Origin of the sequence: Methylobacterium sp. DB0501 (assembly GCF_011043735.1) — a bacterium.
In the GTDB taxonomy this organism is placed as follows: Bacteria; Pseudomonadota; Alphaproteobacteria; order Rhizobiales; family Beijerinckiaceae; genus Methylobacterium; species Methylobacterium alsaeris.
In genome coordinates this window covers 588,343-613,058 of record NZ_JAAKGV010000001.1, presented here as the reverse complement: position 1 = coordinate 613,058, position 24,716 = coordinate 588,343, and the positions used below count along the sequence as shown (strand labels likewise).

17 protein-coding genes and 1 pseudogene are annotated in these 24,716 nt (G+C 70.7%); 10 read left to right on the top strand and 8 right to left on the bottom strand.

Translation table 11 applies throughout. The annotated features are described in order from the left end of the window. The first annotated feature begins 10 nt into the window (after positions 1–10). Positions 11–976, top strand: a complete 966-nt coding sequence (locus G4G93_RS02835) for a dihydrodipicolinate synthase family protein (protein WP_312891650.1) — start codon at positions 11–13, stop codon at positions 974–976. 94 nt (positions 977–1,070) lie between these two features. Here the strand turns inward: G4G93_RS02835 and G4G93_RS36690 are convergent, their stop codons facing one another. Continuing rightward, complete coding sequence (locus G4G93_RS36690; RefSeq protein ID WP_395413628.1) at positions 1,071–1,478, bottom strand: MBG domain-containing protein; 408 nt, start codon at positions 1,476–1,478, stop codon at positions 1,071–1,073. Next, positions 1,467–1,580, bottom strand: a pseudogene (locus G4G93_RS36685) (hypothetical protein); the annotation flags it as partial. The gene G4G93_RS36690 and the pseudogene G4G93_RS36685, both read right to left, overlap by 12 nt. Before the next feature lie 469 nt (positions 1,581–2,049). On the opposite strand from G4G93_RS36685, the gene G4G93_RS02825 reads away from it, so the two are divergent. Next, positions 2,050–3,063, top strand: coding sequence for a helix-turn-helix domain-containing protein (locus G4G93_RS02825; RefSeq protein ID WP_165080936.1), 1,014 nt, complete (start codon positions 2,050–2,052; stop codon positions 3,061–3,063). Between the two features lie 46 nt (positions 3,064–3,109). Here the strand turns inward: G4G93_RS02825 and G4G93_RS02820 are convergent, their stop codons facing one another. Continuing rightward, on the bottom strand, positions 3,110–4,081 hold the full coding sequence (locus G4G93_RS02820; protein WP_165080934.1) for a hypothetical protein: 972 nt from the start codon (positions 4,079–4,081) through the stop codon (positions 3,110–3,112). A 585-nt stretch (positions 4,082–4,666) separates the two neighbouring features. Here G4G93_RS02820 and G4G93_RS02815 point away from each other — a divergent pair. The 7 genes from G4G93_RS02815 (at position 4,667) to G4G93_RS36545 (ending at position 14,256) form a co-directional block, all read left to right on the top strand. Then, positions 4,667–5,569, top strand: coding sequence for a LysR family transcriptional regulator (locus tag G4G93_RS02815; protein ID WP_165080932.1), 903 nt, complete (start codon positions 4,667–4,669; stop codon positions 5,567–5,569). Positions 5,570–5,995: 426 nt separating this feature from the next. After that, complete coding sequence (locus G4G93_RS02810) at positions 5,996–7,570, top strand: ABC transporter substrate-binding protein (protein ID WP_165080930.1); 1,575 nt, start codon at positions 5,996–5,998, stop codon at positions 7,568–7,570. 10 nt (positions 7,571–7,580) lie between these two features. Further along, on the top strand, positions 7,581–8,522 hold the full coding sequence (locus tag G4G93_RS02805; RefSeq protein WP_165080928.1) for an ABC transporter permease: 942 nt from the start codon (positions 7,581–7,583) through the stop codon (positions 8,520–8,522). A 10-nt stretch (positions 8,523–8,532) separates the two neighbouring features. Further along, positions 8,533–9,453, top strand: coding sequence for an ABC transporter permease (locus G4G93_RS02800; RefSeq protein ID WP_165080926.1), 921 nt, complete (start codon positions 8,533–8,535; stop codon positions 9,451–9,453). After that, the gene (locus G4G93_RS02795; protein ID WP_165080924.1) at positions 9,450–11,123 is read left to right on the top strand and encodes an ABC transporter ATP-binding protein; all 1,674 of its coding nucleotides are present in this window, start codon (positions 9,450–9,452) and stop codon (positions 11,121–11,123) included. Before G4G93_RS02800 ends, G4G93_RS02795 begins: the two co-directional genes overlap by 4 nt. A 112-nt stretch (positions 11,124–11,235) precedes the next feature. Then, the gene (locus G4G93_RS02790) at positions 11,236–12,711 is read left to right on the top strand and encodes an amidase (protein ID WP_165080922.1); all 1,476 of its coding nucleotides are present in this window, start codon (positions 11,236–11,238) and stop codon (positions 12,709–12,711) included. Between the two features lie 75 nt (positions 12,712–12,786). Then, positions 12,787–14,256, top strand: a complete 1,470-nt coding sequence (locus tag G4G93_RS36545; RefSeq protein ID WP_165080920.1) for a M81 family metallopeptidase — start codon at positions 12,787–12,789, stop codon at positions 14,254–14,256. Positions 14,257–14,527: 271 nt separating this feature from the next. On the opposite strand, the gene G4G93_RS36375 is transcribed toward G4G93_RS36545, so the two are convergent. From G4G93_RS36375 to G4G93_RS02770, 4 genes are all read right to left on the bottom strand, one after another. After that, the gene (locus G4G93_RS36375) at positions 14,528–14,650 is read right to left on the bottom strand and encodes a hypothetical protein (protein ID WP_281409668.1); all 123 of its coding nucleotides are present in this window, start codon (positions 14,648–14,650) and stop codon (positions 14,528–14,530) included. 1,225 nt (positions 14,651–15,875) lie between these two features. Then, a complete protein-coding gene (locus G4G93_RS02780) occupies positions 15,876–17,828 on the bottom strand; it encodes a YgiQ family radical SAM protein (protein WP_246736476.1) in 1,953 nt (650 codons plus the stop codon). Positions 17,829–18,079: 251 nt separating this feature from the next. After that, positions 18,080–18,859, bottom strand: a complete 780-nt coding sequence (locus G4G93_RS02775; RefSeq protein ID WP_246736475.1) for a histidine phosphatase family protein — start codon at positions 18,857–18,859, stop codon at positions 18,080–18,082. 82 nt (positions 18,860–18,941) lie between these two features. Next, positions 18,942–21,947, bottom strand: coding sequence for a response regulator (locus G4G93_RS02770; protein ID WP_165080916.1), 3,006 nt, complete (start codon positions 21,945–21,947; stop codon positions 18,942–18,944). Positions 21,948–22,241: 294 nt separating this feature from the next. Between G4G93_RS02770 and G4G93_RS02765 the strand changes: the two genes are divergently transcribed. Then, positions 22,242–23,240, top strand: coding sequence for an SDR family oxidoreductase (locus G4G93_RS02765; protein WP_165080915.1), 999 nt, complete (start codon positions 22,242–22,244; stop codon positions 23,238–23,240). 162 nt (positions 23,241–23,402) lie between these two features. On the opposite strand, the gene G4G93_RS02760 is transcribed toward G4G93_RS02765, so the two are convergent. Further along, positions 23,403–24,716 (bottom strand): MFS transporter, encoded by a 1,314-nt coding sequence (locus tag G4G93_RS02760; RefSeq protein WP_165080913.1) that lies wholly within the window; start codon positions 24,714–24,716, stop codon positions 23,403–23,405.

Here is a 24,716-nt window from a genome sequence, read left to right as displayed (position 1 = left end):
CTCTCCTGCCGTGCCCCAGCCGCTTCGCGCGCCCGCGTCATCGTCCCCCCTCTCCTTCTCCGAGCGCCTCGCGGGCATCCATGCGGCCACCATCGTGCCGATGCGAGGCGCCGACTTCGCCCTCGACCTGCCCGCCCTCGAACGACACCTGCACGCCGTCGCGACGCGGCCCGGCATCCGCGGGCTCCTCCTCAACGGTCATGCCGGCGAGAACTTCGTCCTCGACCGCGCCGAGAAGGTCGCGGTGATCGAGGCCGCGCGCCGCGTCGTCCCCGAGGGCTGCCTGCTCGTGTCCGGGGTCAACGCCGAATCGAGCCTGGAGGCGGCGCGGGAGGCCGCCGCCTTCGAGAGGGCCGGAGCCGACGGTTTGCTCGTGTTCCCGCCGAACAGCTGGGCGCTCGGCCACGACCCCGAATGCGTGATGCTGCACCACCGTACGGTTGCGGCCGCCACGAGCCTGCCGCTGATGCTCTACGGTGCGCCGGTGGGGGCCGGCGCCATGGCGTACGACGCGGCGACGCTGCGCCGCCTCGCGGGCATCGAGCAGGTCGTGGCGATCAAGGAGGGAAGCTGGGAAGTGGCGCAGTACGAGGCGAACCTGCGCCTCCTCACGGGCCTGCGCGCCGACTTCAAGGTGCTGGGCTCCGGCGACGAGCACCTGCTGACGAGCTACCTGATCGGCAGCGTCGGGAGCCAAGTCTCCCTGGCCGCCGTGGTCCCGGACCTCGTCGCCGCCCTTTGGGCGGCCGCCGAGGCGGGTGACTGGGCGCAGGCCCGGCAGCTCCACGAGACGCTGTATCCGCTCGCGGTCGCGATCTACCGCGATGCGCCGGGCGGCCGGGCGACGGCGCGGCTCAAGCACGCGCTGCATCACCTCGGGGCGATCCCGGATCCGTGCCTGCGCCCGCCGCAGCCGCCCCTGGACGCCGGCGAGCGCGGACGGGTCGAGGAGGCCCTGCATCTCGCGCTGGCCTGAGACGTCGTCGCCCTCGAACGGACTGCTCGACGGCGCCGGGTGCGGCTTGGAGCGCGGGACTGGGCAAGTGCCGGCACCGACGCTGCGACGGCGATCAGCCGGAGGAGACCGGGAGCGAGCTGGGACGATTGTCCGGCAAATGCCGGCGTGACGGTGGATACGCGCTGGACGATGCTCGCGAAGCTTGCCCCTGATCGAGGGACGGTAGCCGGGAACGAGGTTGCAGGTCTCGGGGTGATCGTGATGTCGGCTCCGAGATGGTGACGCCGTCATTTGCAGCAGCCGTCAGCGAGCCCCGGTTGCGGGTGTATTGTCCCGGAAGACTATTGCCGTCAGCCGGGGTGACAAGCGTGCCGGTCAACGTATCACCGTGGACGAGACCACGTCCGCCGACCCGGCAGGTCAGAGCCGGGTTGGAGTCGCCGTAGACACGAGACTGCGTGTCCGCCGTGAGGGTCGGCGGACGAGCCGTGACCGAAAGGTCGGCTCCGACGTAGCTCACCGCGTAGTTCGGCGATGCCGCCAGGCTGCCCCGGCCGATGCCGTAGCTGCTGCGCACGTCGGCCGTAGCGGCGAGCCCGCCTGAGAGCGTGTCGCCGTTGACGAGACCGCTCTCTCCGACCTGGTCGGTCGCGCCCGGAGGTCGAGGGTCAGGTGCCCGGCCAGCGGCCGGGTGGCGGCGAGCGCGGCCTCCAACTTCTGGAACTCCGGCCGCGCGCCCTGGCGCGACAGGCCCGGCAGGCCGGCGCCGGCAAGCGGCACCTCCCGGGCGCCCGGGCCGTCGATGCCGAACGAGGCGCCGAGCCGGCCGGTGATTGAAATTCTAAGGATGACCCATGTGAGAATTCGTCTCGTCGCAGGATCACCAGGTCCCGTCGCCAAGATCTAACTAAAAACGAAGATCGTCGCAAATTTTGCCGCCGCCGGCGTTTGCCGTCACGGAATGGAAGCGGTACAGCAGAACTTACGCGAGCCAACGCCTATGCGACTGCACCGATTGCGAACGCAAGTAAGTGCGTCCGCATACGACCGGATGCCGGAGTAAAGGCTGCAATATGACTCTAGATTAAACAATGATGATGCCGGATATCCCCGTCGATCGCTTCGTGCCGGATCCCGATCCGGTCGCGTCCTGGAAATCCTGGACCGAGCACCTCGCGCCGGTCTTCGAGGCCTATCCGGTGCCGGAGACGCATGCGGGTCCGTCGGTGGGGATGCGGAGCTACAATCTCGGATCGGTGCTCGTCGGCGAGGTGTCGGCCCCGGCACAGAGGCTCGAGAGGAGCGCCCGCATGGTGGAGCGCCAGGGCGTCGACCACGTGCTGATCCAACTCTATCGCAGCGGCACGAGCACGATACGAACCGACCGGTCGGAAACCAGGATCAATCCGTCCGACTTCGTCCTCTACGACCTCGCCCAGCCGGTCACCATCTCGTCCTCTGCGGTGGCTGCCACGAACATCCTGGTTCCGCGGGGGCTGCTCGGCGCGCGCGCCGGGCTCGTCGACTCCCTGCACGGCCACCGCTTCAGCGTCGCGGATGACCGCGTGACGCAGCTCTTCGCCGCCTATCTCGGCGATGTGGTGGCCAGTTGCGAGGACCTGACGGCCCAGCAGGCGCCCGGCGTCGCCCAGGCTGCGGCCTCCCTGTGCGCCGCCGCCCTCCCGAGCCCGGCCGGGGACGTCGCCACGACGAAGCGGCGCACCAGCCTCGCGATCCGGGCCTTCATCCAGGACAATCTGGGCGTGCCCGAACTCGGCCCGGAGATGATCTGCGCCCGGTTCGGCCTGTCGCGGGCGACGCTGTACCGCCAGTTCGCCGCCGATGACGGCGTGCAGAGCTACATCCGCAACCGCCGCCTGGCCCAGGCGATGCGGATGCTGACGGATCCGGCCGCCGATGGGCGCCCACGCATCTCGAGCGTCGCCTACGCGACGGGCTTCTGGGACGAGAAGACCTTCAGCCGGGCGTTCCGGCGGCGGTTCGGCTATCTGCCGCGCGATGCCGCTGCCGAGCAGGGGGCCGGTCCCGGCCAGTCCCGCACGAGTCTGCTCCTCGGGGAATGGATTCAGCAGCTGGGCTGGTGATCCGCGGTCGACGGCGGCGGCCGTCGCGGGACGAGAGGCGCCCGGCTCAGTCGCCCGGAGGCCGCCCGGGGTCCAGACCCATCCGCATGCGGGCCATGCGGTAGCTCATATCGTTCGACGACAGCGTGTCGGCGATGAAGCGGTCGACGGCGAAGAGGCCGCGGGGCGTCAGGCGAGGCGCTCGGCGGTCCGGGCCGGACCAGGCGAGGAGGCCTCCGGCCTCGGCCGCCGACAGGATGTTACGGACGTGCGAGCGTGACACGCCGAACGTTTCCTGGAGGAATTCGAGGTCGATTCCATCGCACTCGAGCCCATCCTCCGCTCGGGCTGCCAGCAACATCAGCACTCTGGCACCATTATACATGGCAAGAAAGGGCAGCAGGTCGCGGTTTTCGGCGATGAAGTGTCCGATGATGTGGAATATCGTTGTCGCGGCGGCATTCCTTACCGCCTGAAACTCGGGATCCTGGACCAGGGCGGCACGCCCGCCGGCATCCGGGTAGAGCGCATCGAGCACGCCGTAATAGGATGCGGTCGCCGACCGGTCCCACGCCAGCAGTTTCTCGGTCGCCCGCAGGAGCCGCAGCCGCCCGTCGCAAGCCGGCCGCTGCAGGGCCACGTATCCGGTCGAGACCAGGCGGGCGACGAAATCGTCGACCTGCCGCGGGCTCGACAGGTCGAAGGTCGCGACCGCCTGCTTGAGGCGGCTCAGCGTCGGCCAGGTCGCCCGGTCGTCCGGGTCGTAGGCCGCGTGCAGGCACACGATGGCCCCGACGGCGGCCGACCGGTAGGCGGTGCTCTGCAATCCGCCCGGAAAGACCGCGGTCGCGTAGCTGGCCATCGTGTCGACGACGTAGCGACGGCGCAACCGCGCGAAGTCCGGATGGGCCAGCACCTCGCCGGTGGTGCGGTGCGCGATCTCGGGGAGGAAGCGGCGGAACAGGGCCGGGTCGGCGCGGGCCGCCTCGGCGTCGAAGCGATCGTGGTCGCCGAGCCCTGGATGTATCGTCGAAGCCATACGGGACGAAATCGGGGGTTGGAGAGCCCCGCTGCCCCGGGGAGGAAGTTCCGGGGGAGTATGCCTCAACGTCACCGTAAAACAATGCGTTGGACCGTTGCGAACTGTGGACGCGCATCCGCAGGCGCCCGGCGGTCACGACGCGACGCCACCGCCTTCCGTCCATCGGCGACCTCACGCCCGTTCAGATCACCCGCCGGGGCCGGACCCGTAAGAATCCAGAACCATGAGAGTCCGGACCGGCAGAGCCATCCCGGGCCGCCCGCCCCGGGCGACGCTCCCGGCAGGGGCTCTCACGCGAGGCCGCGAAACGGTCGAGGCCGCGACCGACGTCCTCGCCCGGCGGGCGCTCAGGGCGCGACACCGACCCGCCCGGGGGACAACCCCCGCCGCGGCGCAGCCGGCAGGTCACCGGCGCCACGGTCCAGAGCCGCCGGGGGATTGCGCCGCGGCGGGCACCTGTGACACAAAGGCTCGTCTTGGTCACACTAAGTGATTGTTTCGTATCAGATTTCAATCATCCGGCCACTGTCCTGCCGGGGCTGCCGCCCCCCGGCGTGATGTCCGTCGAGGTCGCGCTCCGGCATGGCGAAGATCGTCGCCCTCCACTACTTCGCGGTCGTCACCCGCTGCACGTCGCTGCGCGACGCCGCCACCCAGCTCGACATCCATCCCAACGTGCTGGCGCGGCACATCTCGCAGCTCGAATACTACATGGACGCGCCGCTGCTGGAGCGTGGGCCGCTCGGCATCCGGCTCACCGCGGCGGGGGAGTTGCTCGCCGCCAAGCTCGACCGCACGATCAACGAGCTCGACCACGTCGCCCGCCTGATCGACGACCTCAAGGGCTTGCGTGGCGGCCTCGTCGGGGTCCATGCCGCCGAGGGCGTCGCCTCGGCGATCCTGGTGCCGGTGCTGGCGGCGTTCTCGGCCCGTCACCCCCATGTCCGCGCCCGGCTGCGCACCGGGACCGCGAAGGACGCGGTGCGGGCGATCGAGGACGCGTCCTGCGACCTCGCCCTCACCTTCTTCGCCCCGGCCTCGGAGGCCATCGCGGTGGTGCGGCGGGTGCGGCTGCCGCAATTCATCATCGCCCCGCCGGGCCACCCGGTGACGCAGGCCGGCGGCGCGGCCTGCGCGGTGCTCGGCGCGTATCGCTGGGTCCTGCCGGGGCCGGAATTCGGCGTGCGCACCTTCATCGACCGGGCGACGGCGGAGGCCGGGTGCCGGATCGTGCCGACCTTCGAGGCCGCCTCCCTCGCCGTGCAGCGCGCGCTGATCCTGCAGGCCGGCGCCCTCGCGGTGCTGCCGCGCGCCGCCTTCGCCGACGAGATCGCCGCCGGCACGATGGCGGCGGTGCCCTTTCCCGAGGCGATGCCGGTCGAGACCTCCCTCGACCTGTGCGTGCCCGCCGACCGCCAGCCGAGCTTCGCCGCCGAGCGCCTGCGCCGGGACCTGGAAGCCGCGCTGGAGCGGGTGCAGCCGTGAGGGTGGGGAAACCCGGCGGCCGTCAGGGCAAGTCGGACCGCCGGATTCGACCGGCTCGCCGTGATCTCAGAACCGCTGCGCGACCCCGGGACGGCGCGGAGGGCGGCAGCCTGCCGGGCGGGCTCAGGCGGCCGAGGGAGTACCACGCAAAACGGTGCACCCCTCGCACGTTTTCGTCGTAGTCAGCCCGCGCGGGCTCGCCCATCCTGCACGCGTCAGCAGCGGCAGGATCTCGTCAAGACCCGCCGGATCCCGCCTCTGCTTTCCCGATATTGGCCGGCGCCCTGGTCTTCGGCGAACCCGATCTGCACCGCATCGGACGGGCAGGCTGGTCTGGCGATTGCATGGATGCCGCCGCGAGCGGTTCGACCCGACGCTCGGTTTTCGACGGCCGCACGGGCGGCGACACTGCGAGGAGACAACTTGATGGCGTTTCGTCGGTCCGTTCTCGGCCTCCTCGCCGCATCGGCGGCCCTGCTCGCCCCCGGAACCGCGCCGGCGCAGACGCTCAAGGCGGTGATGCATTCGGACGTCAAGATCGTCGACCCGATCTGGACCACCGCCTACATCGTCCGCAACCACGGCTACATGATCTACGACACGCTGTTCGCGCTCGACGCCGACGGCCAGGTCAAGCCGCAGATGGTCGACACCTATACGGTCTCGCCCGACAACCTGACCTATACGTTCGCCTTGCGCGACGGCCTCAAGTGGCATGACGGCAAGCCGGTGACGGCGGAGGATTGCGTCGCCTCGATCAGGCGCTGGGCCGCCCGCGACTCGCTCGGCCAGAAGCTGATGAGCTTCGTCGACGGCATGAAGGCCGACGACGCGAAGACCTTCACCGTCACGCTCAAGTCGCCGACGGGCCTGCTGCTGTTCGGTCTCGCCAAGCCGTCCTCGAACGTGCCGTTCATGATGCCCAAGCGGGTCGCCGAGACCGATCCGAACCAGCAGATCTCGGACTTCACCGGCTCCGGCCCCTTCGTCATGAAGACGGACGAGTGGAAGCCCGGCGACAAGATCGTCTACACCAAGTTCAAGGACTACAAGCCGCGCTCCGAGCCGGCCTCGGGGCTCGCGGGCGGCAAGGTGGTCAAGCTCGACCGGGTCGAGTGGCTGGCGGTCTCCGACCAGCAGCAGGCGGTCAACGCCCTCCTCGCCGGCGAGATCGACCTGATCGAGCAGCCGGCCTACGACCTGATCCCGCTGCTCAAGGGCGATTCCAACGTCGCGCTCGTCGACTACAATCCCCTCGGCCTGCAATACGCGATGCGGCCGAACCACCTGATCAAGCCCTTCGACAACCCGAAGGCGCGTCAGGCCCTGACCTACGCCCTCAACCAGACCGACTTCCTCCAGGCGGTGGTCGGCGATCCCGATTATTACAAGACGTGCAAGGCGCTGTTCGTCTGCGGCTCGCCGATGGCGACCGACAAGGGCATGGACGGCCTGCTCGAGTCGAACTTCGCCAAGTCGAAGCAATTGCTGAAGGAGGCGGGCTACGACGGCACGCCGATCGTCCTCCTGCACTCGACCGACCTTCAGACCCTGACCAATCTCGGCCCCGTCGCGAAGCAGCTGCTCGAGAAGGGCGGCTTCAAGGTCGATATGCAATCCTCCGACTGGCAGACCGTGGTGTCGCGCCGGGTGCGCAAGGATCCGGCCGACAAGGGCGGCTGGAACCTGATGAACACCTCCTGGGTCTCGGCCGACATCCTCAATCCCGTCATGTCGAGCTTCGTGAACATGAGCTGCGACAAGGCTCCGTTCGGCTGGCCGTGCGATGCCGAGATGGAGCGCTTGCGCGACGACTTCGCCCGCGAGGTCGATCCCGCCAAGCAGAAGGCGATCGCCGAGGCCGTGCAGCTGCGCTGGCGCGAGGTCGTGCCTTACGTCCCCCTCGGCCAGTTCTACATCCCGATCGCGGCGCGGACAAACATCACCGGCATCCTGACCGCCGCCGCACCGGTGTTCTGGAACGTCGAGAAGAAGAAGTAAGCGTCGCGCCATGCTCGGCTACGTCCTGCGGCGGCTCATCGCCGCCATCCCGGTCCTGGCGATCGTCGCGGTTCTGGTCTTCCTGATGCTGCGGCTCACCCCGGGCGACCCGGCGGCGGTGATCGCCGGGGACAACGCCTCGAGCGAGCAGATCGCCCAGGTGCGCCACCAGCTCGGCCTCGACCAGCCGCTGCCGGCGCAGTTCGCGATCTGGATCGGCAACCTGGCGCGGGGCGATCTCGGCGAGTCGTTCTTCTTCAAGAAGAGCATCGGCGAACTGATCCTCGGGCGGGTCGAGCCGACCCTGTCGCTCGCCGCCGCCACGATGCTGATCGCGGTCTGCGTGGCGATCCCCCTCGGGGTGGTGGCGGCCTACCGGCACGGCTCCTGGCTCGACCGGATCGTGATGGGCGTCTCGGTGCTGGGGTTCTCGGTGCCGGTTTTCGTGATCGGCTACGGGATGATCTACGTCTTCTCGATCACGCTCGGCTGGTTCCCGGTCCAGGGCTACCAGCCGCTCTCGGGGGGCTTGGGCGGCTACCTGCACCGGCTGGTCCTGCCCTCGCTCACCCTGTCGGTCGTCTACATCGCGCTCATCGCCCGGATGACCCGGGCGAGCGTGCTGGAGGTCCTGAACGAGGATTACATCCGCACCGCCCGGGCCAAGGGCCAGGTCGAGCGCAAGATCCTGTTCCGGCACGCGCTCAAGAACGCGGCGGTGCCGATCGTCACCATCGTGGGCATCGGCATCGCGCTCCTCATCGGCGGGGTGGTGGTGACCGAGAGCGTGTTCGCGATTCCCGGCCTCGGCCGCCTCACCGTCGATGCGGTCCTGGCCCGCGACTACCCGACGATCCAGGCGCTGATCCTGCTGTTCTCAGGCATCTACGTCCTCATCAACCTCCTGATCGACCTGACCTACGGCCTGTTCGATCCGCGGATCCGGCAGTGAGCGTCGCGCCATGAGCACCGAACCGGCCGTGCCGGCCCCCGCCCTCCCCTCGCCGCCCTCCGTCTCCCTGGCCCGGCGCCTCCTGCGCAACCCCGTCGCGGCGGCGAGCGCGGGCGTCCTCCTGGCGATGGCGCTGATCGGCCTCCTCGCCCCCCTCCTCGGGACGATCGACCCGACGGCGATCAACCCGGCGACCCGCAACCGCCCGCCGGGCTACGAGCGCACGATCCGGGCCGAGGACGGCTCGACCACCACCTTCCGCCACCGGATGGGCACCGACAGCCTCGGCCGCGACGTCTACAGCCGCGTCCTCTACGGCGCCCGGATCTCGCTGGTGATCGCCGTCACGGTGGCGGCCCTGGCGCTGGCGGTCGGCCTGCTGCTCGGGCTGATCGCGGGCTACATCCGCCCCCTCGACGGGCCGATCATGCGGCTGATGGACGGGCTGATGGCGATCCCCGGCATCCTGCTCGCCATCGCGGTGGTGTCGCTGTTCCGGGCGGGGCTCCCCGCCGTCATCGCGGCGATCGTGGTGCCGGAGATTCCCCGGGTGGTGCGGCTGGTGCGCTCGATCGTGCTGTCGGTACGGGAAGAGCCCTATGTCGAGGCCGCCATCATGGCCGGCACCCGCCTGCCGCACCTGATGGCGCGCCACATCCTGCCGAACACGGTCGCGCCGCTGATCGTGCAGGGCACCTTCATCGCCGCCTCGGCGATCCTGGTCGAGGCGGTGCTGTCCTTCCTGGGCATCGGCATCCCGCCGGAGATCCCGAGCTGGGGCAACATCATGGCGGAGGGGCGCAACCTGTTCCGGGTCTATCCGCACACCATCCTGTATCCGGGAATCTTCCTCGGCCTGACGGTGCTCGCCGTGAACATGCTGGGCGACGGGCTGCGCGACACCCTCGATCCGAAGATGGCCGGCCGATGACCTCCGCGCCCTCCCCCGTGATCCAACCGCCCGTGCGCCAACCGCCCGTGCTTGAAGTCTCCGACCTCGCCATCGCGCTGCCGGGCGGCGGCGACCGGCTCCGCGCGGTCGACGGGGTGTCCTTCACCGTGTCTCCCGGCGAGATCGTCTGCGTCGTCGGCGAATCGGGCTCGGGCAAGTCGGTCACCGCCTTCTCGGTGATGGGGCTGCTCGCCCGGGTGCTGAAGCCCGTCGCCGGATCGATCCGGCTGCTGGGCGAGAACGTGCTGAGCGCGAGCCCGCAGCGGCTTCGCGCCTTGCGCGGCGACCGCATGGCGATGATCTTCCAGGAGCCGATGACGGCGCTGAACCCGGTCCTGACCGTCGGCGACCAGATCGAGGAGGTTTTGCGCATCCACACCGACCTGGGCGCGAAGGAGCGCCGGGCCAAGGTACTGGCGATGCTGGAGGCGATGCACCTGCCGGACCCGGAGCGGATGCACGCCTCCTATCCGCACCAGCTCTCCGGCGGGCAGCGCCAGCGGGTGATGATCGCCGCCGCCCTGATCCTCGACCCGGCCCTTCTCATCGCCGACGAGCCGACGACGGCTTTGGACGTCACCACCCAGGCCCAGATCCTCAGGCTCATCCGCGAGATGCAGGCGCGGCGCGGCACCGGCGTCCTGTTCATCACCCACGATTTCGGGGTGGTGGCGGAGATCGCCGACCGGGTGGTGGTGATGCAACGCGGCCGCATCGTCGAGCAGGGACCGGCGGCGCAGGTGCTGGGCGACCCGCAACATCCCTACACCCGGATGCTGATCGCCGCCGTGCCGACGATGGTGCCGGCCCGGCGCCCGCCGGTGACGGGTGCGCTGGCGCTCGAGACCGCCGCCCTCGCCAAGACTTATCGCAGCGGCGGCCTGCTGAGGAAGGCCCGCACCGTCCACGCCGCCGCCGACGTGGCCCTGCGGATCCATCGCGGCGAGACCGTCGGCATCGTCGGCGAATCGGGCTCCGGCAAGTCGACGGTCGCCCGCTGCATCGCCCGGCTGATCGCCCCGAGCGGGGGGCAGATCCTGGTGGGAGACCGGGACATCGCCCGCCTGCCCGAGCGCCGGCTGCGGCCGTTGCGCCGTAAGATCCAGGTGGTGTTCCAGGACCCGTTCCGCTCCCTCAACCCGCGCCGCACCGTCGGCGCCTCGATCGTCGAGGGGCCGGTGAATTTCGGCACGCGCCCGGAGGCCGCGACGGCGCGGGCGCGCGACCTGATGCGCCTCGTCGGCCTCGATCCGGCGGCGCTCTCCCGCTACCCGCACCAGTTCTCCGGCGGCCAGCGCCAGCGCATCGCGCTCGCCCGGGCGCTTGCCATGGAGCCCGAGATCCTGATCGCCGACGAGGCGGTCTCGGCCCTCGACGTCTCGGTGCAACGCCAGGTGCTCGCCCTCCTGGACGACGTGCAGCGCCGCTTCGACCTCGCGATCCTGTTCATCACCCACGACTTGCGGGTGGCGGCGCAGATCTGCGACCGGCTGATCGTGATGCAGCGGGGGCGCATCGTCGAGGAGGGCGCGACGGCGGAGGTCTTCGCGCGGCCGAAGGCGGCCTACACGCGGGCGCTGATCGACGCGGCGCCGGGGCGGGAGTTCGGGCGGGGGGCGGAGCACGTCGAGGAAGCGGCCCCCGCGTGATGCACACGACCGGGAACGACGCGCCGGATCCCCTCTGCCGTAGGGAAGAGAGGGCGCGCCTCGTCTTGAAACGACAGTACGACTTGAAGAGTAACGAGAACAGGACAGTACGATGACCCTCGCCATGAGCTGGGAGGAATGGGCGCAGCACGATGCCTGCGCGCTCGCCGCGCGGGTGCGCGCCGGGGAGGTGACGGCCGCCGAGCTCGCCGCCCAGGCGGCGGCCGGGGTGGCCCGCGTCAATCCGCGGACCAGCGCCGTGATCGAGCTGTTCGACGATTGCATCGCCGACCCGGCCCGGGACGGCACGAACCTCGACGGCGCCTTCGCGGGCGTGCCGTTCCTGATGAAGGATCTCGGGCCGACCCTGAAGGGCCGGCGGCAGGAGATGGGCTCGCTGCTGATGCGCGGCAACCGCGCCGACAGCGACAGTCACCTCACGGGGCAGATGCGCCGGGCCGGCCTCAACCTGATCGGCCGGACCACCACGCCGGAATTCGGCGTGTGCAGCTCGGCCGAGAACCCGGCGGTCTACGTCACCCGCAACCCGTGGAACCTCGACTACACCACCTGCGGCTCGTCGGCCGGCTCGGCAGCCGCGGTGGCGGCGGGCGTGGTACCGATGGCGCACGCCACCGACGGGGGCGGCTCGATCCGCATCCCGGCCGGCGTCAACGGCAATCTCGGGCTGAAGCCCTCCCGCGGCGTGTTCTCGATCGCGCCCTACGGGTCGGACCTCACCAGCATCGTGTCGATCCAGGGCTGCCAGTCGCGCAGCGTGCGCGACACCGCGACCTTCGTCGACCGGTGCCGCGGCGGGGCGCCGGGCGAGTTCATGCCGTACTGGACCGCGCCGGAGCCCTACGAGACGCTGATCGGGCGCGATCCGGGATCCTTACGGATCGCGCTGTCGCACGAATGGGGCGAGTACCGCGCCGTGCCGCACCACGTCGCCGAGCTGGAGCGGGTCGGGCGCTTCCTCGAAGGCCTCGGCCACCACGTCGACTGGGCCCTGCCGGCCGTGGACCTGCCGGCCGCCTTCCGGGCCCAGACCACCTGCTACATCACCAACTTCGCCCAGACGATCAACGGGCTGATCGCCGCCAAGGGCCTCGACCGGCCGCCCGAGGACCTCGTCGAGCCGATGAACATCCGGATCTGGGAGGCCGGGCGCCACGCGACCTACACCGAGCGCACGGCGATGCAGGCGGCGTTCAACACCACGGCGCGGGGCTTCGGCGCCTTCTTCGAGGAATGGGACATCATCCTGACCCCGATCACCGCCCTGCCGACGCCGAAGGTCGGCACGACCGAGTACCTGACGATGAGCGACGAGCCGTCGGTCCATGCCTGGTTCGAGAACCTGTGGCGCAACTTCGCCTATACGCCGCTGGCCAACCTGTGCGGCCTGCCGGCCCTGTCGATGCCGCTCGCCTGGAACGAGCACGGCCTGCCCCTCGGCATCCAGGCCCAGGCGCGCCAGGGGCAGGACGGGCTGCTCCTGCAGCTCGCCGCCCAGGTCGAGCGGGCGATCGGGGGAAAGTGGAACGACGGGACGCGGCCGGGGGTGCACGTGGCGGCGGAGTAACGACACCCGATCCGGATCGGACAGACGGAGCCCGCCCCCCTTTCTCACGACATCTCCAGCCGGGAGACCCCACCCGTGAAACTCTTCATCGCCGCGCTCGGCACCGAGACCAACACCTTCTCGCCGATCCCGACCGGGCGCACCGCCTTCCTGGACGACCTCTACGTCGAGGCCGAGGCGTCCCGCCGCTCGGCGCACTGGTTCGCCGGGCCGCTGAAGGTCTGGCGCCAACTCGGCGAAGCGGCCGGCTACGAGGTGGTGGAGAGCCTGGCGGCCTTCGCCCCGCCCGGCGGGCCGACGCGGCAGGACGTCTGGGAGGAGCTGCGCGACCGCGTGCTGACCGACCTCAAGGCCGCGGGCCCGGTCGACATGGCGCTGTTCAACCTCCACGGCGCGATGATCGCGGAGGCCCAGGACGATTGCGAGGGCGAACTGGTCGCCGCCGCCCGGGACATCCTGGGGACTTCGGTCACGATCGGGGTCGAGCTCGACCTGCATTGCCACTTGACCGATCGGATCGTGGCCGCCTCCGACGTACTGCTGACCTACAAGGAATATCCGCATATCGACGTCGACGACCGGGCGCGCGACCTGTTTTTCCTCTGCGACGATGCCCGGGCCGGCCGCACCCGGCCGACGATCGCGGTGGCCGATTGCCGGATGCTGGCGGTGTGGCGCACGCCCAACCAGCCGACCCGCGGCTTCGTCGACCGCATGAGCGCGGCGGAGGGGCGGGACGGGATCCTCTCGCTGTCGCTCGCCCACGGCTTCCCCTGGGCCGACATCCCGGATGTCGGTGCCAAGGTGGTGGCGGTCACCGACGGCGACCCGGATCTCGCCCGGTGCAAGGCCGACGCGCTCGCCCGCGAGCTGTGGGGGTTACGCGACGCAACCACCGACCGGCTGCTGACCCTCGACGAGGCGGTGCAGGTCGCCCTTGCGCCCGAGGGTGGCGTGACGGTGCTCGCCGACGTGTCGGACAATGCCGGGGCCGGCTCGGCGAGCGATTCGACCTTCCTGCTGCGCGCCCTGGTCGAGGCCGGCGCGACGCGTTGCGCCATCGGCAGCATCTGGGATCCGGTCTCGGTGAGGCTCTGCCGCGAGGCCGGCCCCGGCGCCCGCCTGGCCCTGCGCATCGGCGGCAAGACCGGCCCGATGTCGGGCGATCCCCTGGACCTCCCCGTGCGGGTGCTCGGGATCAGGCTCGACGCGGTCCAGACCTACGGCAACGGCAAGCAGCCGATGGGCGATTGCGTGCTGGTCGAGGCGGGAGGCCTGCACATCCTGCTCAACGCCTTGCGCACCCAGGTCTTCCACCCGGAGGCGTTCGAGCAGTTCGGCGTGTCCCTGGGCGACTACGCCACCGTCTTCGTCAAGTCGGCCCAGCACTTCAACGCCGCCTTCGCGCCGCGGGCCGACCGCATCCGGTACGTCGCCGTGCCGGGCAGCGCGAATCCCGACTTCGCCGCCCTGCGGCTGCCGAAGGCCGCGCGCCCGCTCTGGCCGATCGTCGCCGATCCGTTCCAGCCGCACGGCGCGGCATGATCGAAGATCCCCGCGGGTTCGCCCGAGGGGACGCTCCATGCGATGTCCGGTCGATCGCGCGGCGAGTGCGTTCGCGATGCGGCAATCGGCTTCGTTCAGGCATGTGAACCCGTCGACTCCCCCGCGCAGTACAGAGCAAGTTCCGGCGAAACAGAGCCGGCTCGTCGCCGGCCATGCTGCACAATCGAAGACCGAGGAACGGTATCCGACCGCGACGCGGTTGGATACCGTTCCCATGATGAAGTCCGGACGTCATCGTCCGGACTTCAGATCACTGAGCGCCGCCCTTCAGCGCGGAGACCAAGCGCTCCAGCCGCGCCCTGATATGCGACCGGATCGCCTCGGCGGTCGCGTCCTGCGAGTGATCGACCTTGCGCCGTACCTGAGCCATCATCGCGTTGACCCTTCTCAATCGGGGGAAGCCTGCCGTCTACGCAACCGATACAGCGCGGGGAGGGATCGATCTCGTCCAATTGATGTAGATGGAACACATCAAATTAGAGACAAATCCGAAGTTGCACCTTCCATACCTCACTTTGGCGGAGGTTTGTTGCGCCAGTATTACGTCTCCGATCGTCCAGGGTCCATGGGCGAATGAGCGCGGCCTAGACCGGGCGGAGGCCCGTCGGGGGAAGCGTCGGAGCGGTGAAGCGTGTCTCCCGGTCAAGACCGGCGCGAGCCTCCGGCAATTTACTCCCGCTCTGTACTCCGCGAGGCCTCGGCCCATCTCCGGGGGGCTGCGCCCGGATTCCGCGCTCCTCACCCCGCCGCCCGCCGGCTGGACCGCGACTGACCAGGAGGGGAGAGGTCTGCCCGGTGCCGGTGCTGCCGCATTGAGGCGCGCCGCTTGATGCTCTCACTCGCAGTCAGCGCCGCAAGCTCCGCCACTGCGCCGCGTCCCTCGACGCCGTTCGGGAGGAGCTGGCGGGCCCGGCTGGGATCGACGAGGCGCTCGACGCCCTGTTCGCCCTCCACGGCACCCGCTTGGGCGCGGGACGGTCAGCCCGGCGTGCTGGCGGATCCCCGGATCCAGGCCTTCCACCGCCCGGCGGCCCCGGCTTCGGCGGCAGCCGGCTTCCTGCGCACAAGTCTCGCTGGGGGCTGTGCCGACACGCACGGTTCGGCGCCGGGTGCGGCGGGGGGATCGTCTGCCGAAGGCGCATTGCGAATGCCGCGATCGGTAAAAAATTAAAAATCCACTTTCACGCACCCGGGGCCATCGCATGTCATGCTTCCAGTCACCGGCGATTTGTATTTGCACGTGACAGCTCCGATTTCGCAGCAAGGACACAGAGCACGAAACGTGAATAGCCGATGAGCGCGCGCGTTCTCGGATGATTTTCGCAGATCGTCCAGAGGACACATCACAGCATCCAAGAGAAGCATGAACTTCGGACTCGGCACGCCGCCCCGGCCCTCCGCTTCAATGTTGAGATTTTCCTGGAATTCTCTTAGCTCGACCGTCATTCGAGAACTGGCCTACCCTCCGGATCTGTAATTTCAGCAATTACAGATCCGGAGGGCTGATTATCAGATGACACGACAGAGAATTGCCGGAACGAACCGCCGATGATCGGAGGTCGCCTTGAACACAGCCGCCGATCAGACGCGGCAGACTCTCACTTCCGCAACGGCACGCCCTTCGTCGTAAAGCGCTGCCCGCCCGCCTGGCGCACGGGCCGCTGCGGGCCGCGCCCCTTGCCCGCCGCCGGACCGGTGCCCGGCGGTTGCGAGAACGGCACCAGTTGGTCCGGCCGCGGCCCGATGAGGTCGGCGCGGCCCATCTCCCGCAGGGCCTCGCGCAGCAGCGGCCAGTTCTCGGGGTCGTGGTAGCGCAGGAACGCCTTGTGCAGCCGGCGCTGGCGCAAGCCCTTGATCGCCTCGACCGGCTCGCTGGCGCCGCGCCGCACGCCCCGCAGCGGGTTGACCTCGGTGTGGTACATGGCGGTGGCGGTCGCCATCGGCGAGGGCAGGAAGGTCTGCACCTGGTCGGCGCGATAGTTGTTCTTCTTGAGCCAGAGCGCGAGGTGCATCATGTCCTCGTCGGTCGTGCCCGGATGCGCCGCGATGAAGTACGGGATCAGATAATACTTCTTGCCCGCCTCCTTGGCGGCCGCGTCGAACATCTCCTTGAAGCGGTCGTAGGTGCCGATGCCCGGCTTCATCATCTTGTCGAGGGGCCCGCGCTCGGTATGCTCGGGCGCGATCTTCAGGCGGCCGCCGACGTGGTGGGTGACGAGTTCCTTGACGTATTCGGGGCTCCGGACCGCGAGGTCGTAGCGCACGCCCGACGCCACCATCACCTTCTTGACGCCCTTCACCTCGCGGACCTTGCGGTAGAGCCGGATCAGGTCGTCGTGCGAGGTGTTGAGGTTCGGGCAGATGTCCGGGAAGACGCAGGAGGGCAGCCGGCAGGCCGCCTCGATCTTCGGGTCCTTGCAGGCCATCCGGTACATGTTGGCGGTCGGCCCGCCGACATCCGAGATCACGCCGGTGAAGCCCGGGGTCTTGTCGCGGATCCGCTCGATCTCGCGCAGGATCGAGCCCTCCGAGCGGTTCTGGATAACGCGGCCCTCGTGCTCGGTGATCGAGCAGAAGGTGCAGCCGCCGAAGCAGCCGCGCATGATCGTCACCGAGAACTTGATCATGTCCCAGGCGGGGATCTTGGCGTCGCCGTAGGAGGGATGGGGGGCGCGGGCGTAGGGAAGGTCGTAGACCGCGTCCATCTCGTCGCTGGTGAGCGGGATCGGCGGCGGGTTCAGCCACAGGTCGCGGTCGCCGTGGCGCTGGACGAGCGGGCGCGCGTTGCCGGGATTGGCCTCCCGGTGCAACACCCGCGAGGCGCGGGCATAGGCCTCCTTGTCGTCCTTGACCTGCTCGTAGGCCGGCAGCCGGATCACGGTCTCGCCGGGCTTGCGGGACGCGGCCTCGTCGGCGGAATCGAGGTCGTCGGCGGGCAGCTCGGTATAGTGCCCGGGCACCCGGCGGAACAGGGCGACGCCCCGGATCGAATCCAGTTCGTGCGGCGCCTCGCCGGCGGCCATCCGGTTCGCCACCTCGACCACGGCACGCTCGGCATTGCCGTAGATCAGCAGATCGGCCTTGGCGTCCGCCAGGATCGAGCGGCGCACCTTGTCGGACCAGTAATCGTAGTGGGCGATGCGGCGCAGCGAGGCCTCGATGCCTCCGAGGACGACCGGCACGTCCTTGTAGGCCTCGCGGCAGCGCTGCGTGTAGACGATGGTGCAGCGGTCCGGGCGCTTTCCGCCCTCCCCGCCGGCCGTGTAGGCGTCGTCGTGGCGCAGGCGGCGGTCCGCGGTGTAGCGGTTCACCATCGAGTCGAGGTTGCCGCCGGTGACGCCGAAGAACACGTTCGGCCGGCCGAGCGCCTTGAACGGCTCCGCCGACTGCCAGTCGGGCTGCGCGATGATGCCGACCCGGAAGCCCTGCGCCTCGAGCAGCCGCCCGATGATCGCCATGCCGAAGCTCGGGTGATCGACGTAGGCGTCGCCCGTCACCAGCACGATGTCGCAGGACTCCCAGCCGAGCGCCGCCATCTCGGCGCGGCTCATCGGCAGGAACGGCGCCGCCTTTCCGGCCCGCGGCGACGGGCAGGCCAATGGAACCACAGAGGGGGCCACGGAGGGAGCCACGGGGCGTTCGGCAGGAATGTGGAGTTGCATGGGCCGATGCATAGGCCGGCACAGCCGCGAGATCAACGAAGCGCGAGATCACCGAATGGCGAGGGCGGCGGTCCTCCGCCCCGGCCCGGAGCCGGCCGAGCTTTCCTTCGGTCAGCGGGAGCGGCGGATCCCCTTGGACGTCATTCCTCGACGGCCACGAGCCGCCCGCCCGCGTCCATCCGGCAGCGGACCCATTCGCAATTGGCGAGGTTGCGGCCGGTGACGGCGGCGATGAAGCCCCAGTGGCACACGACCAGGGTGTGGGCCCAGTCGGGGTCGGCGGCCATCCCGGCCCGGAAGGCGTCCGTCCGGGCCGCGAAGACGTCGTCCGCCTCCTCGTCGGCCTCGCCCTCGCCCTGCCACCAGACCTCGTCGAGATGGGCGAGGTCGAGATGCGGCCAGGCGAGCGCGAGGTCGGTCCGGCAGGTGCCGATGTCGCAGCTGGCGCCGCGCCGCTCCCGCACCGCCGGGGTGACCAGGACCGGCAGGTCCAGGCGGTCGGCGATGGGGGCCGCCGTCTGGAGGGCCCGGGTCAGGGGCGAGCACAGGATGCGCTGCAGCCCCTGCGCCGCGAGCGCTCGGGCGGCGGCCTCGGCCTGCTCGTGCCCGAGCGGCGTCAGCGGCGCATCGACGATGCCGGGATCGACGCCGGTGGCGTGGAAATGGAGGTTGAACTGGCTCTGGCCATGGCGAAGCAGGATCATGATCGGTCCAGGTAGGGCGCTCCGTCGGAATGGCCCCGCGGCGCCGAGCCGCGAGGCGAGGTGGGCGCGGTAGCGCGCGACCTCCGCCCGGAGCCGGGGCCGCTCGTCGTCGGCGGCGGAAATGCCCGCGTAGGCCCGGGCGATCTCGGCCCGGGAGGCCGACCTCCGCGAAGCCGTGGGACCGGCCTGGCGCCGGACGTCGCCGTAGACGTGCATGGTCGAACGCAGCCTCGCGAAGGCGCGCCGGCAGCGGTTCGGAACGAGGCGTCACCCCGCGAGCGATCTCCGGCAAGCCCGGTCACGGCGCCACCGCCCGATCCGGCGCCGGCGGCGCCCCCTCCCCGCTCACGACGGGGCTCATCAACCCCCGCAGCGTCGCCGCCAGATCGGCCATGCCGAGATGGCCCTTCTGCAGGATGCGGTCGGCGCGGCCGGCGAGGCGGCGGCGGTCTTCCGCCGTGATGTCCTTGGCGGTCAGCACCACGACCGGAATGTCGCGCCAGTCCGGCCGATCGCGCAGCGCCCGCAGGAAGCCGAACCCGTCCAGCTCCGGCATCATCAGGTCGAGAAGGACGAGGCCCGGCTTGCGCACGCCGACCGCCTCGAGCCCGGCGAGGCCGTTCTCGGCCGTCGCCACCCGCCAGCCCTCGCGGGTCAGCATCGTGGTCATGCGCTCGCGCACGTCGGGATCGTCGTCGACCACCAGGACCGGCCCCTCGTGGATGGCGGGCCGGAAGCGCTCCATCGCCTCCTTCAGCGCCCCCCACTCCACCGGCTTGTGCAGGTAGTCGGTGGCCCCGAGGGAGAAGGCGAGGTTCTGCTCGTCGAGCACCGTGACCATGATCACCGGCGTCGCGCCGAAATCCGGGTCGGCGCGCAGGGCCCGCAGCACCGCCCAGCCGTCCATCCGGGGCATCGTCACGTCGAGGAGGACGACGCGGGGACGCAGAAGCCGCGCCTGTTCCAGGCCGGCGCGGCCGTCGGCGGCGGTCGCGACCTCGAACCCGTCCCGGCGCAGGAAGCGCGCGAGGAGGTCGCGGGTCGCCGGGTCGTCGTCGACGACGAGGACGAGGTTGGAGCCGGCCCCGGCAGGGGCGGCCGGCGCGTCGGGGGCGGAGGGGGTGAGGGCCGCCGCCGGCTCGGCCGGGTCGCGCTCCTCGTGGAGCGCCGACAGTTCCAGGGTGAAGGTGGTCCCCTCCCCGACCCGGCTCGCGACGGTGATCTCGCCGCCGAGCATCCGGGCGAAGGCGCGGGTGATGGCGAGCCCCAGGCCGGTGCCGCCGAAGCGCCGCGTGGTCGAGGCGTCGGCCTGGGTGAAGCGCTCGAACAGCCGCGACAGCTGCTCCTCGCTCATGCCGATGCCGGTATCCGCGACGGTGAAGCGCAGCCGGTCGCCGCCTTCCCGGCGCTCGCGGGCGGCCGAGAGGGTGATGGTACCGCCTTCCGTGAACTTCGCCGCGTTGCTCAGGAGATTGATCAGGCATTGCCGGAGCTTGGTCGCGTCGGTATGCGCCCGGCCCAGGCCTTCGCCGAGCTGCAGGTCGAGGGTGTTGCCCTTCTTGATCACCAGGGCGTCGACGGTGGTGGCGACCTCCCGCACGGTCTCGGCGACGTCGAGATCCTCGGCATAGATCTCCATCCGCTCGGCCTCGATCTTCGAGAGGTCGAGCACGTCGTTGATGAGGCCCAGCAGGTGGCGGGCATTCGCCTCGATCTTGCGCATGTCGCCGAGCAGACTCTCCTCGCCGAGATCCTCCAGCTCCTCCTGCAGCATCTCCGAGTAGCCGATCACCGCCGAGAGCGGCGTGCGCAACTCGTGGCTCATGTTGGCGAGGAACTGGCTCTTGGCGCGGTTGGCCTCCTCCGCCGCCTCCTTGGCGGCGGCCAGCTCCAGCTCGGCCTCCTTGCGGGCGGTGACGTCGGCATGCGCGCCGACCCATTCGCGCACCCGTCCGCCCTCCTCCAGGATCGGCACGGCGCGGCCCTCCATGTGGCGCCAGACGCCGTCGTGGCGGCGCAAGCGGTGCTCGATCGTGTAGAGCGCGCGGTTGGCGACCGCGTGCTCCCAGGCCGCCTGCGTCGCCGCGCGGTCGTCGGGATGGACGGCCTCCAGGAAGCCGGTCCCGGCGGCCTCGGCCGGCGACTGGCCGGTGAAGCGGGTCCATTCCGAGGTGATCTCCCGGAAGGCGCCGTCCGGCGTGGTGGTCCAGACGATGGCCGAGGTCGCCTCGGTGAGCGAGCGGAAGCGCTCCTCGCTGTCGGCCCGGCGCCGCTCAGCGATCTTGCCAAGCGTCACGTCGTCCATGACGATGCCGACGCCGTCCGCCCGCTCGCTCTCGCGGCCGCCGCCGCGGCGGCGCAGGGGAAAGAAGCTCACCTCGAAGTAGCGGATGCCGCCCGGCGCGCTCTCGGCCGGCACCCCGACCTCGATATTGGCGGTGACGAGGCCGCGGTCGCGGGCCGCCGCGAGCTTGGGCGCGAGTTCGTCGCGCAAGGAGGGCAGGAAGGCCCAGATCGGGGCGCCGAGATCGGCGCCGAAGCCGCGCTCGCTCATGTTGCCGAGCGCCCGGTTCATGTGGCGGAGATTCAGGTCGTGGTCGAGGAAGCCGAGGCCCACCGGCGCGTTCTCCAGCACGCTCTCCAGCAGGTCGGCCATGCGCTGGCTCTCGCGCCGGCGCACCAGGGCGAGGCGGGCGAGCAGGCCCACCGCCGCGAGGCCGGAGACCAGGGTGACGAGGGGGAGCAGCGGCGAGCGCAGGGCGTCGGCCTCGGCGAGGCGCTTCAGCTCGGCGGTGGCGCCGTCCTGGACCTGCGCGGTGAGCGTGCGCACCGCATCCATGGCACGCTTGCCCTCGCCGGTCTGGATCAGGTCGATGGCGGCCTGCGGGCCTTCCGAGCGGCGCAAGGCGACGACCCTGGCGGCGTAGTCCCGCTCGGCCGCGACCACCTGGCGGCGGCGCTCGCGGAGGCTCCGGTCGAGCGTGACCGCGTCGAGGGCGGTCAGCTCGCCGTCGAGCCGGGCGAGCGCCGCGTCGTAGGGCGTGAGGTAATCCTCGCGGCCGGTCAGGACGTAGCCGCGCTGGCCGGTCTCGAGGTCCTTGATGGTCGACAGCACCCGCTCGCTCAGCGCCATCACCCGGCCGAGCCGGTCGGCCTCGGCCCGGCTGCGGGCGCCCTCGACGTAGTTCCATCCGCCGGTCGCGAGAGCGAGGGCGAGGAGGAGGAAGGCCAGCGGCGAACCCGGCACGCGCCGGCCGGGGGCGAGGAAGCGCCAGCGGTGTGCGGCGGCGGTCTTGATGCTCATGATATCCGTGTTCTGCGTGCCGGCCGCTCGCGCGTCGCATCGACCGACAGGAGCCGGAGCTAGCGCACCTTGCCCCGAAGGGGATACCGGCATGCTGCGAAAAATGCGGCGAAATCAAAAGCCTAGGGCGCAACACGAGGACCGCCCGGACCGCCGGGCCGTCCTCGCGCACGGCGGATGCCGGTGCCGCGGAACCCGCACCGGGTGCGCGAAAGCCGCGCAGGTCGCAACGCTTCCCGCGCTCGAACGTCACTTCGGCGCCACCCGACACAGGAACTGGGAGGGAGTACGGCGATGCGACACAAGCCGCTGCGCGAGCAGGTCATCGTGATTACGGGTGCGTCGAGCGGGATCGGGCTCGCGACCGCCCGCATGGCCGCCGCGCGCGGCGCCCGGGTGGTGCTGGCCGCCCGCAGCGGCGACGTGCTGGAGCGATTGGCCGGGGAGGTCGGCGCCCGCGCCCTCGCCGTGACGGCGGATGTCGGCGACCGGGCACAGGTCCAGGCCGTCGCCGACCGGGCGGTCGCGACGTTCGGCGGCTTCGATACCTGGGTCAACGTCGCGGGACTGACGGTCTACGGTCCCTTGCGCGAGATCGCCCAGGAGGACCACGAGCGGCTGATCCGCACCAATGTCTGGGGCACGGTGAACGGCTCGCTCGTCGCCGCCGAGCACCTGCGGGCGCGCGGCGGCGCGCTCGTCAACGTCGGCAGCATCGCCTCCGACCTCGCCTTCCCGTTCCAGGGCCTCTACGCCGCCTCCAAGCACGCGGTGAAGGGCTTCACCGACACGCTGCGCATGGAACTGATCGCCGAGGGCGCGCCGGTCTCGGTGACGCTGGTCAAGCCGGCCTCCGTCGACACCCCGCTGCCCAACCGTGCCCGCAACTACATGGACCGCCAGCCGACCCTGCCGCCGCCGATCTACCCGCCGGAGGAGGTCGCCCGCGCCATCCTGCACGCCGCCGTGCATCCGCAGCGCGACATCGTCGTCGGCGGCGGCGGCAAGCTGTTCGTGATGGGCAAGGACTTCGCCCCCGGCGCCTACGACCAGCTGGCTCCCGCGATCATCGCGCTCCAGAAGCGCGGGGAGCCGCCGCGCGACCCGGCCGGCGCCCTCCACGCCCCGGTGCGGGCCGGCGAGGAGCGCGGCGACCCGCCGGTCCCGGTGATGCGCCGCAGCGCCTATACGCGGGCGACCCTGCACCCGCTGGCGAGCGCCGGCATCGCCGCGGGGCTCGCCGCGACGGCGGCTTTGCTGCTCGGGGGGCTGGGGGGACGGCGGAGGGTGTGAAGACAGACTCGGGTGCCGCGATCCCCGCCTGATCGCCGCCAGTCCAGTCAAGGGCGGGATCCCCTCCTCAGGCGATGCCGGGCTTGCCCGGTATCGCGGCCAGGGGCGGGAGAGGGGCGGCGCGCCACAAGCTTTATTCGAATGGGCCGGGCGGGACCCGTCTCACATCCCCCGCCGAACCTCCTCCCCCGCATCGAGATCCCGTCCCCGCGTCTCCGGCAGCAGCCAGGCCGCCACCGTGCCGACGAGGCTGAAGGCGGCGAGGTACCAGGCCGGCGCCATCCGGTCGCCGGTCGCCGCGATCAGCCAGTTGACGACGTAGTTGGTGCTGCCGCCGAATACCGAGACCGACAGCGCGTAGACGATGGCGAGGCCGGAGCTGCGCACCGCGCGCGGCAGCGATTCCGGGATGCCGACGATGATCGCCGCGGCGTTGATCGAGGACAGGGCCGAGAGCAGGAAGGTTACGGCGTAGACCGCCAGCGGAGTCGGGTCCCGCAGCAGCCAGGCGAAGGCCGGGACGGCGAGAAGCAGGATCAGGACGCGCGGCCAGATCATCACCGGGCGCCGGCCGTAGCGGTCGGCGAGGAAGCCGCCGAGCAGCGGGAAGGCGACCGAGGCGAGGCCGAGCGCGATCGGCACCGCGGTCGCGGCGGTCTCGCTCAAGCCGAGGGTGGCGCCCGCATAGACCGGCATGTTGGTGCCGACGGCGTTCGAGACCGTCGAGGCGGCGATGACCAGGAAGGTCAGGCCGAGCAGGCGGCCGTGCTCGCTGAGCAGCCGGCCGATCACCGCCCGGGTCGAGGACGCGGCGTCCGGGTCCTCGGCGAGGCCGGCCGTCTCCGGCAGGTGGCTGCGGATCACGAGGCCGACCGGCACCACCGCGAGGCCGACCAGGAACATCACCCGCCAGCCCCATTCCGCCATGGCGGCGTCGCCCACGACGAGGGCGAGGCCCGTCGCCAGCAGGCCGGCGAAGAGGGCGGCGCAGCCCTGGCTCGCGATCTGCCAGCTCGTCACGAAGCCGCGGCGCTTGCGCGGCGCCGCTTCCAGCAGGTAGGCGGTGGAGGGGCCGACCTCGCCGCCGAGCGCCAGGCCCTGGATCAGCCGTCCCGCGATGACGATGGCCTGCGCCCATCCGCCGATCTGCGCATAGCCCGGGCAGGCGGCGAGCATCAGCATGCCGAGCGCCATCAGGGCGATGGTGACGAGCATCGCCGGCTTGCGCCCGGCCCGGTCGGCGAGCGCCCCGATCAGGGCGCCGCCGATCGGCCGCATGACGTAGCCGACGCCGAACAGGGCGAGCGAGGCGAGCAGGCTGTGGCTCGCGTCGGAGGCCGGGAAGAACGCCTCGCCGATCGCCTTGGCGAAGAAGGCGTAGACGGTGAAATCGTAGAATTCGAGGGCGTTGCCGAGGACGACCGCCCCGACCGCCTTGCGGTCGAGGGTGGGGTGGGCGGGGTTGCGCGCGTCCAT

Bases quoted from the DNA above. Each gene is read 5' to 3' on its own strand.
- G4G93_RS36375 (WP_281409668.1), bottom strand. From the start codon at position 14,650: ATGATGGCTCAGGTACGGCGCAAGGTCGATCACTCGCAGGACGCGACC.
- G4G93_RS02760 (WP_165080913.1), bottom strand. From the start codon at position 24,716: ATGGACGCGCGCAACCCCGCCCACCCCACCCTCGACCGCAAGGCGGTC.
- G4G93_RS02805 (WP_165080928.1), top strand. From the start codon at position 7,581: ATGCTCGGCTACGTCCTGCGGCGGCTCATCGCCGCCATCCCGGTCCTG.
- G4G93_RS02775 (WP_246736475.1), bottom strand. From the start codon at position 18,859: ATGCACGTCTACGGCGACGTCCGGCGCCAGGCCGGTCCCACGGCTTCG.
- G4G93_RS02795 (WP_165080924.1), top strand. From the start codon at position 9,450: ATGACCTCCGCGCCCTCCCCCGTGATCCAACCGCCCGTGCGCCAACCG.
- G4G93_RS02810 (WP_165080930.1), top strand. From the start codon at position 5,996: ATGGCGTTTCGTCGGTCCGTTCTCGGCCTCCTCGCCGCATCGGCGGCC.
- G4G93_RS02800 (WP_165080926.1), top strand. From the start codon at position 8,533: ATGAGCACCGAACCGGCCGTGCCGGCCCCCGCCCTCCCCTCGCCGCCC.
- G4G93_RS02770 (WP_165080916.1), bottom strand. From the start codon at position 21,947: ATGAGCATCAAGACCGCCGCCGCACACCGCTGGCGCTTCCTCGCCCCC.
- G4G93_RS02780 (WP_246736476.1), bottom strand. From the start codon at position 17,828: ATGAGCCGCGCCGAGATGGCGGCGCTCGGCTGGGAGTCCTGCGACATC.
- G4G93_RS02820 (WP_165080934.1), bottom strand. From the start codon at position 4,081: ATGGCTTCGACGATACATCCAGGGCTCGGCGACCACGATCGCTTCGAC.
- G4G93_RS02765 (WP_165080915.1), top strand. From the start codon at position 22,242: ATGCGACACAAGCCGCTGCGCGAGCAGGTCATCGTGATTACGGGTGCG.
- G4G93_RS02825 (WP_165080936.1), top strand. From the start codon at position 2,050: ATGATGATGCCGGATATCCCCGTCGATCGCTTCGTGCCGGATCCCGAT.
- G4G93_RS02815 (WP_165080932.1), top strand. From the start codon at position 4,667: ATGGCGAAGATCGTCGCCCTCCACTACTTCGCGGTCGTCACCCGCTGC.
- G4G93_RS02790 (WP_165080922.1), top strand. From the start codon at position 11,236: ATGACCCTCGCCATGAGCTGGGAGGAATGGGCGCAGCACGATGCCTGC.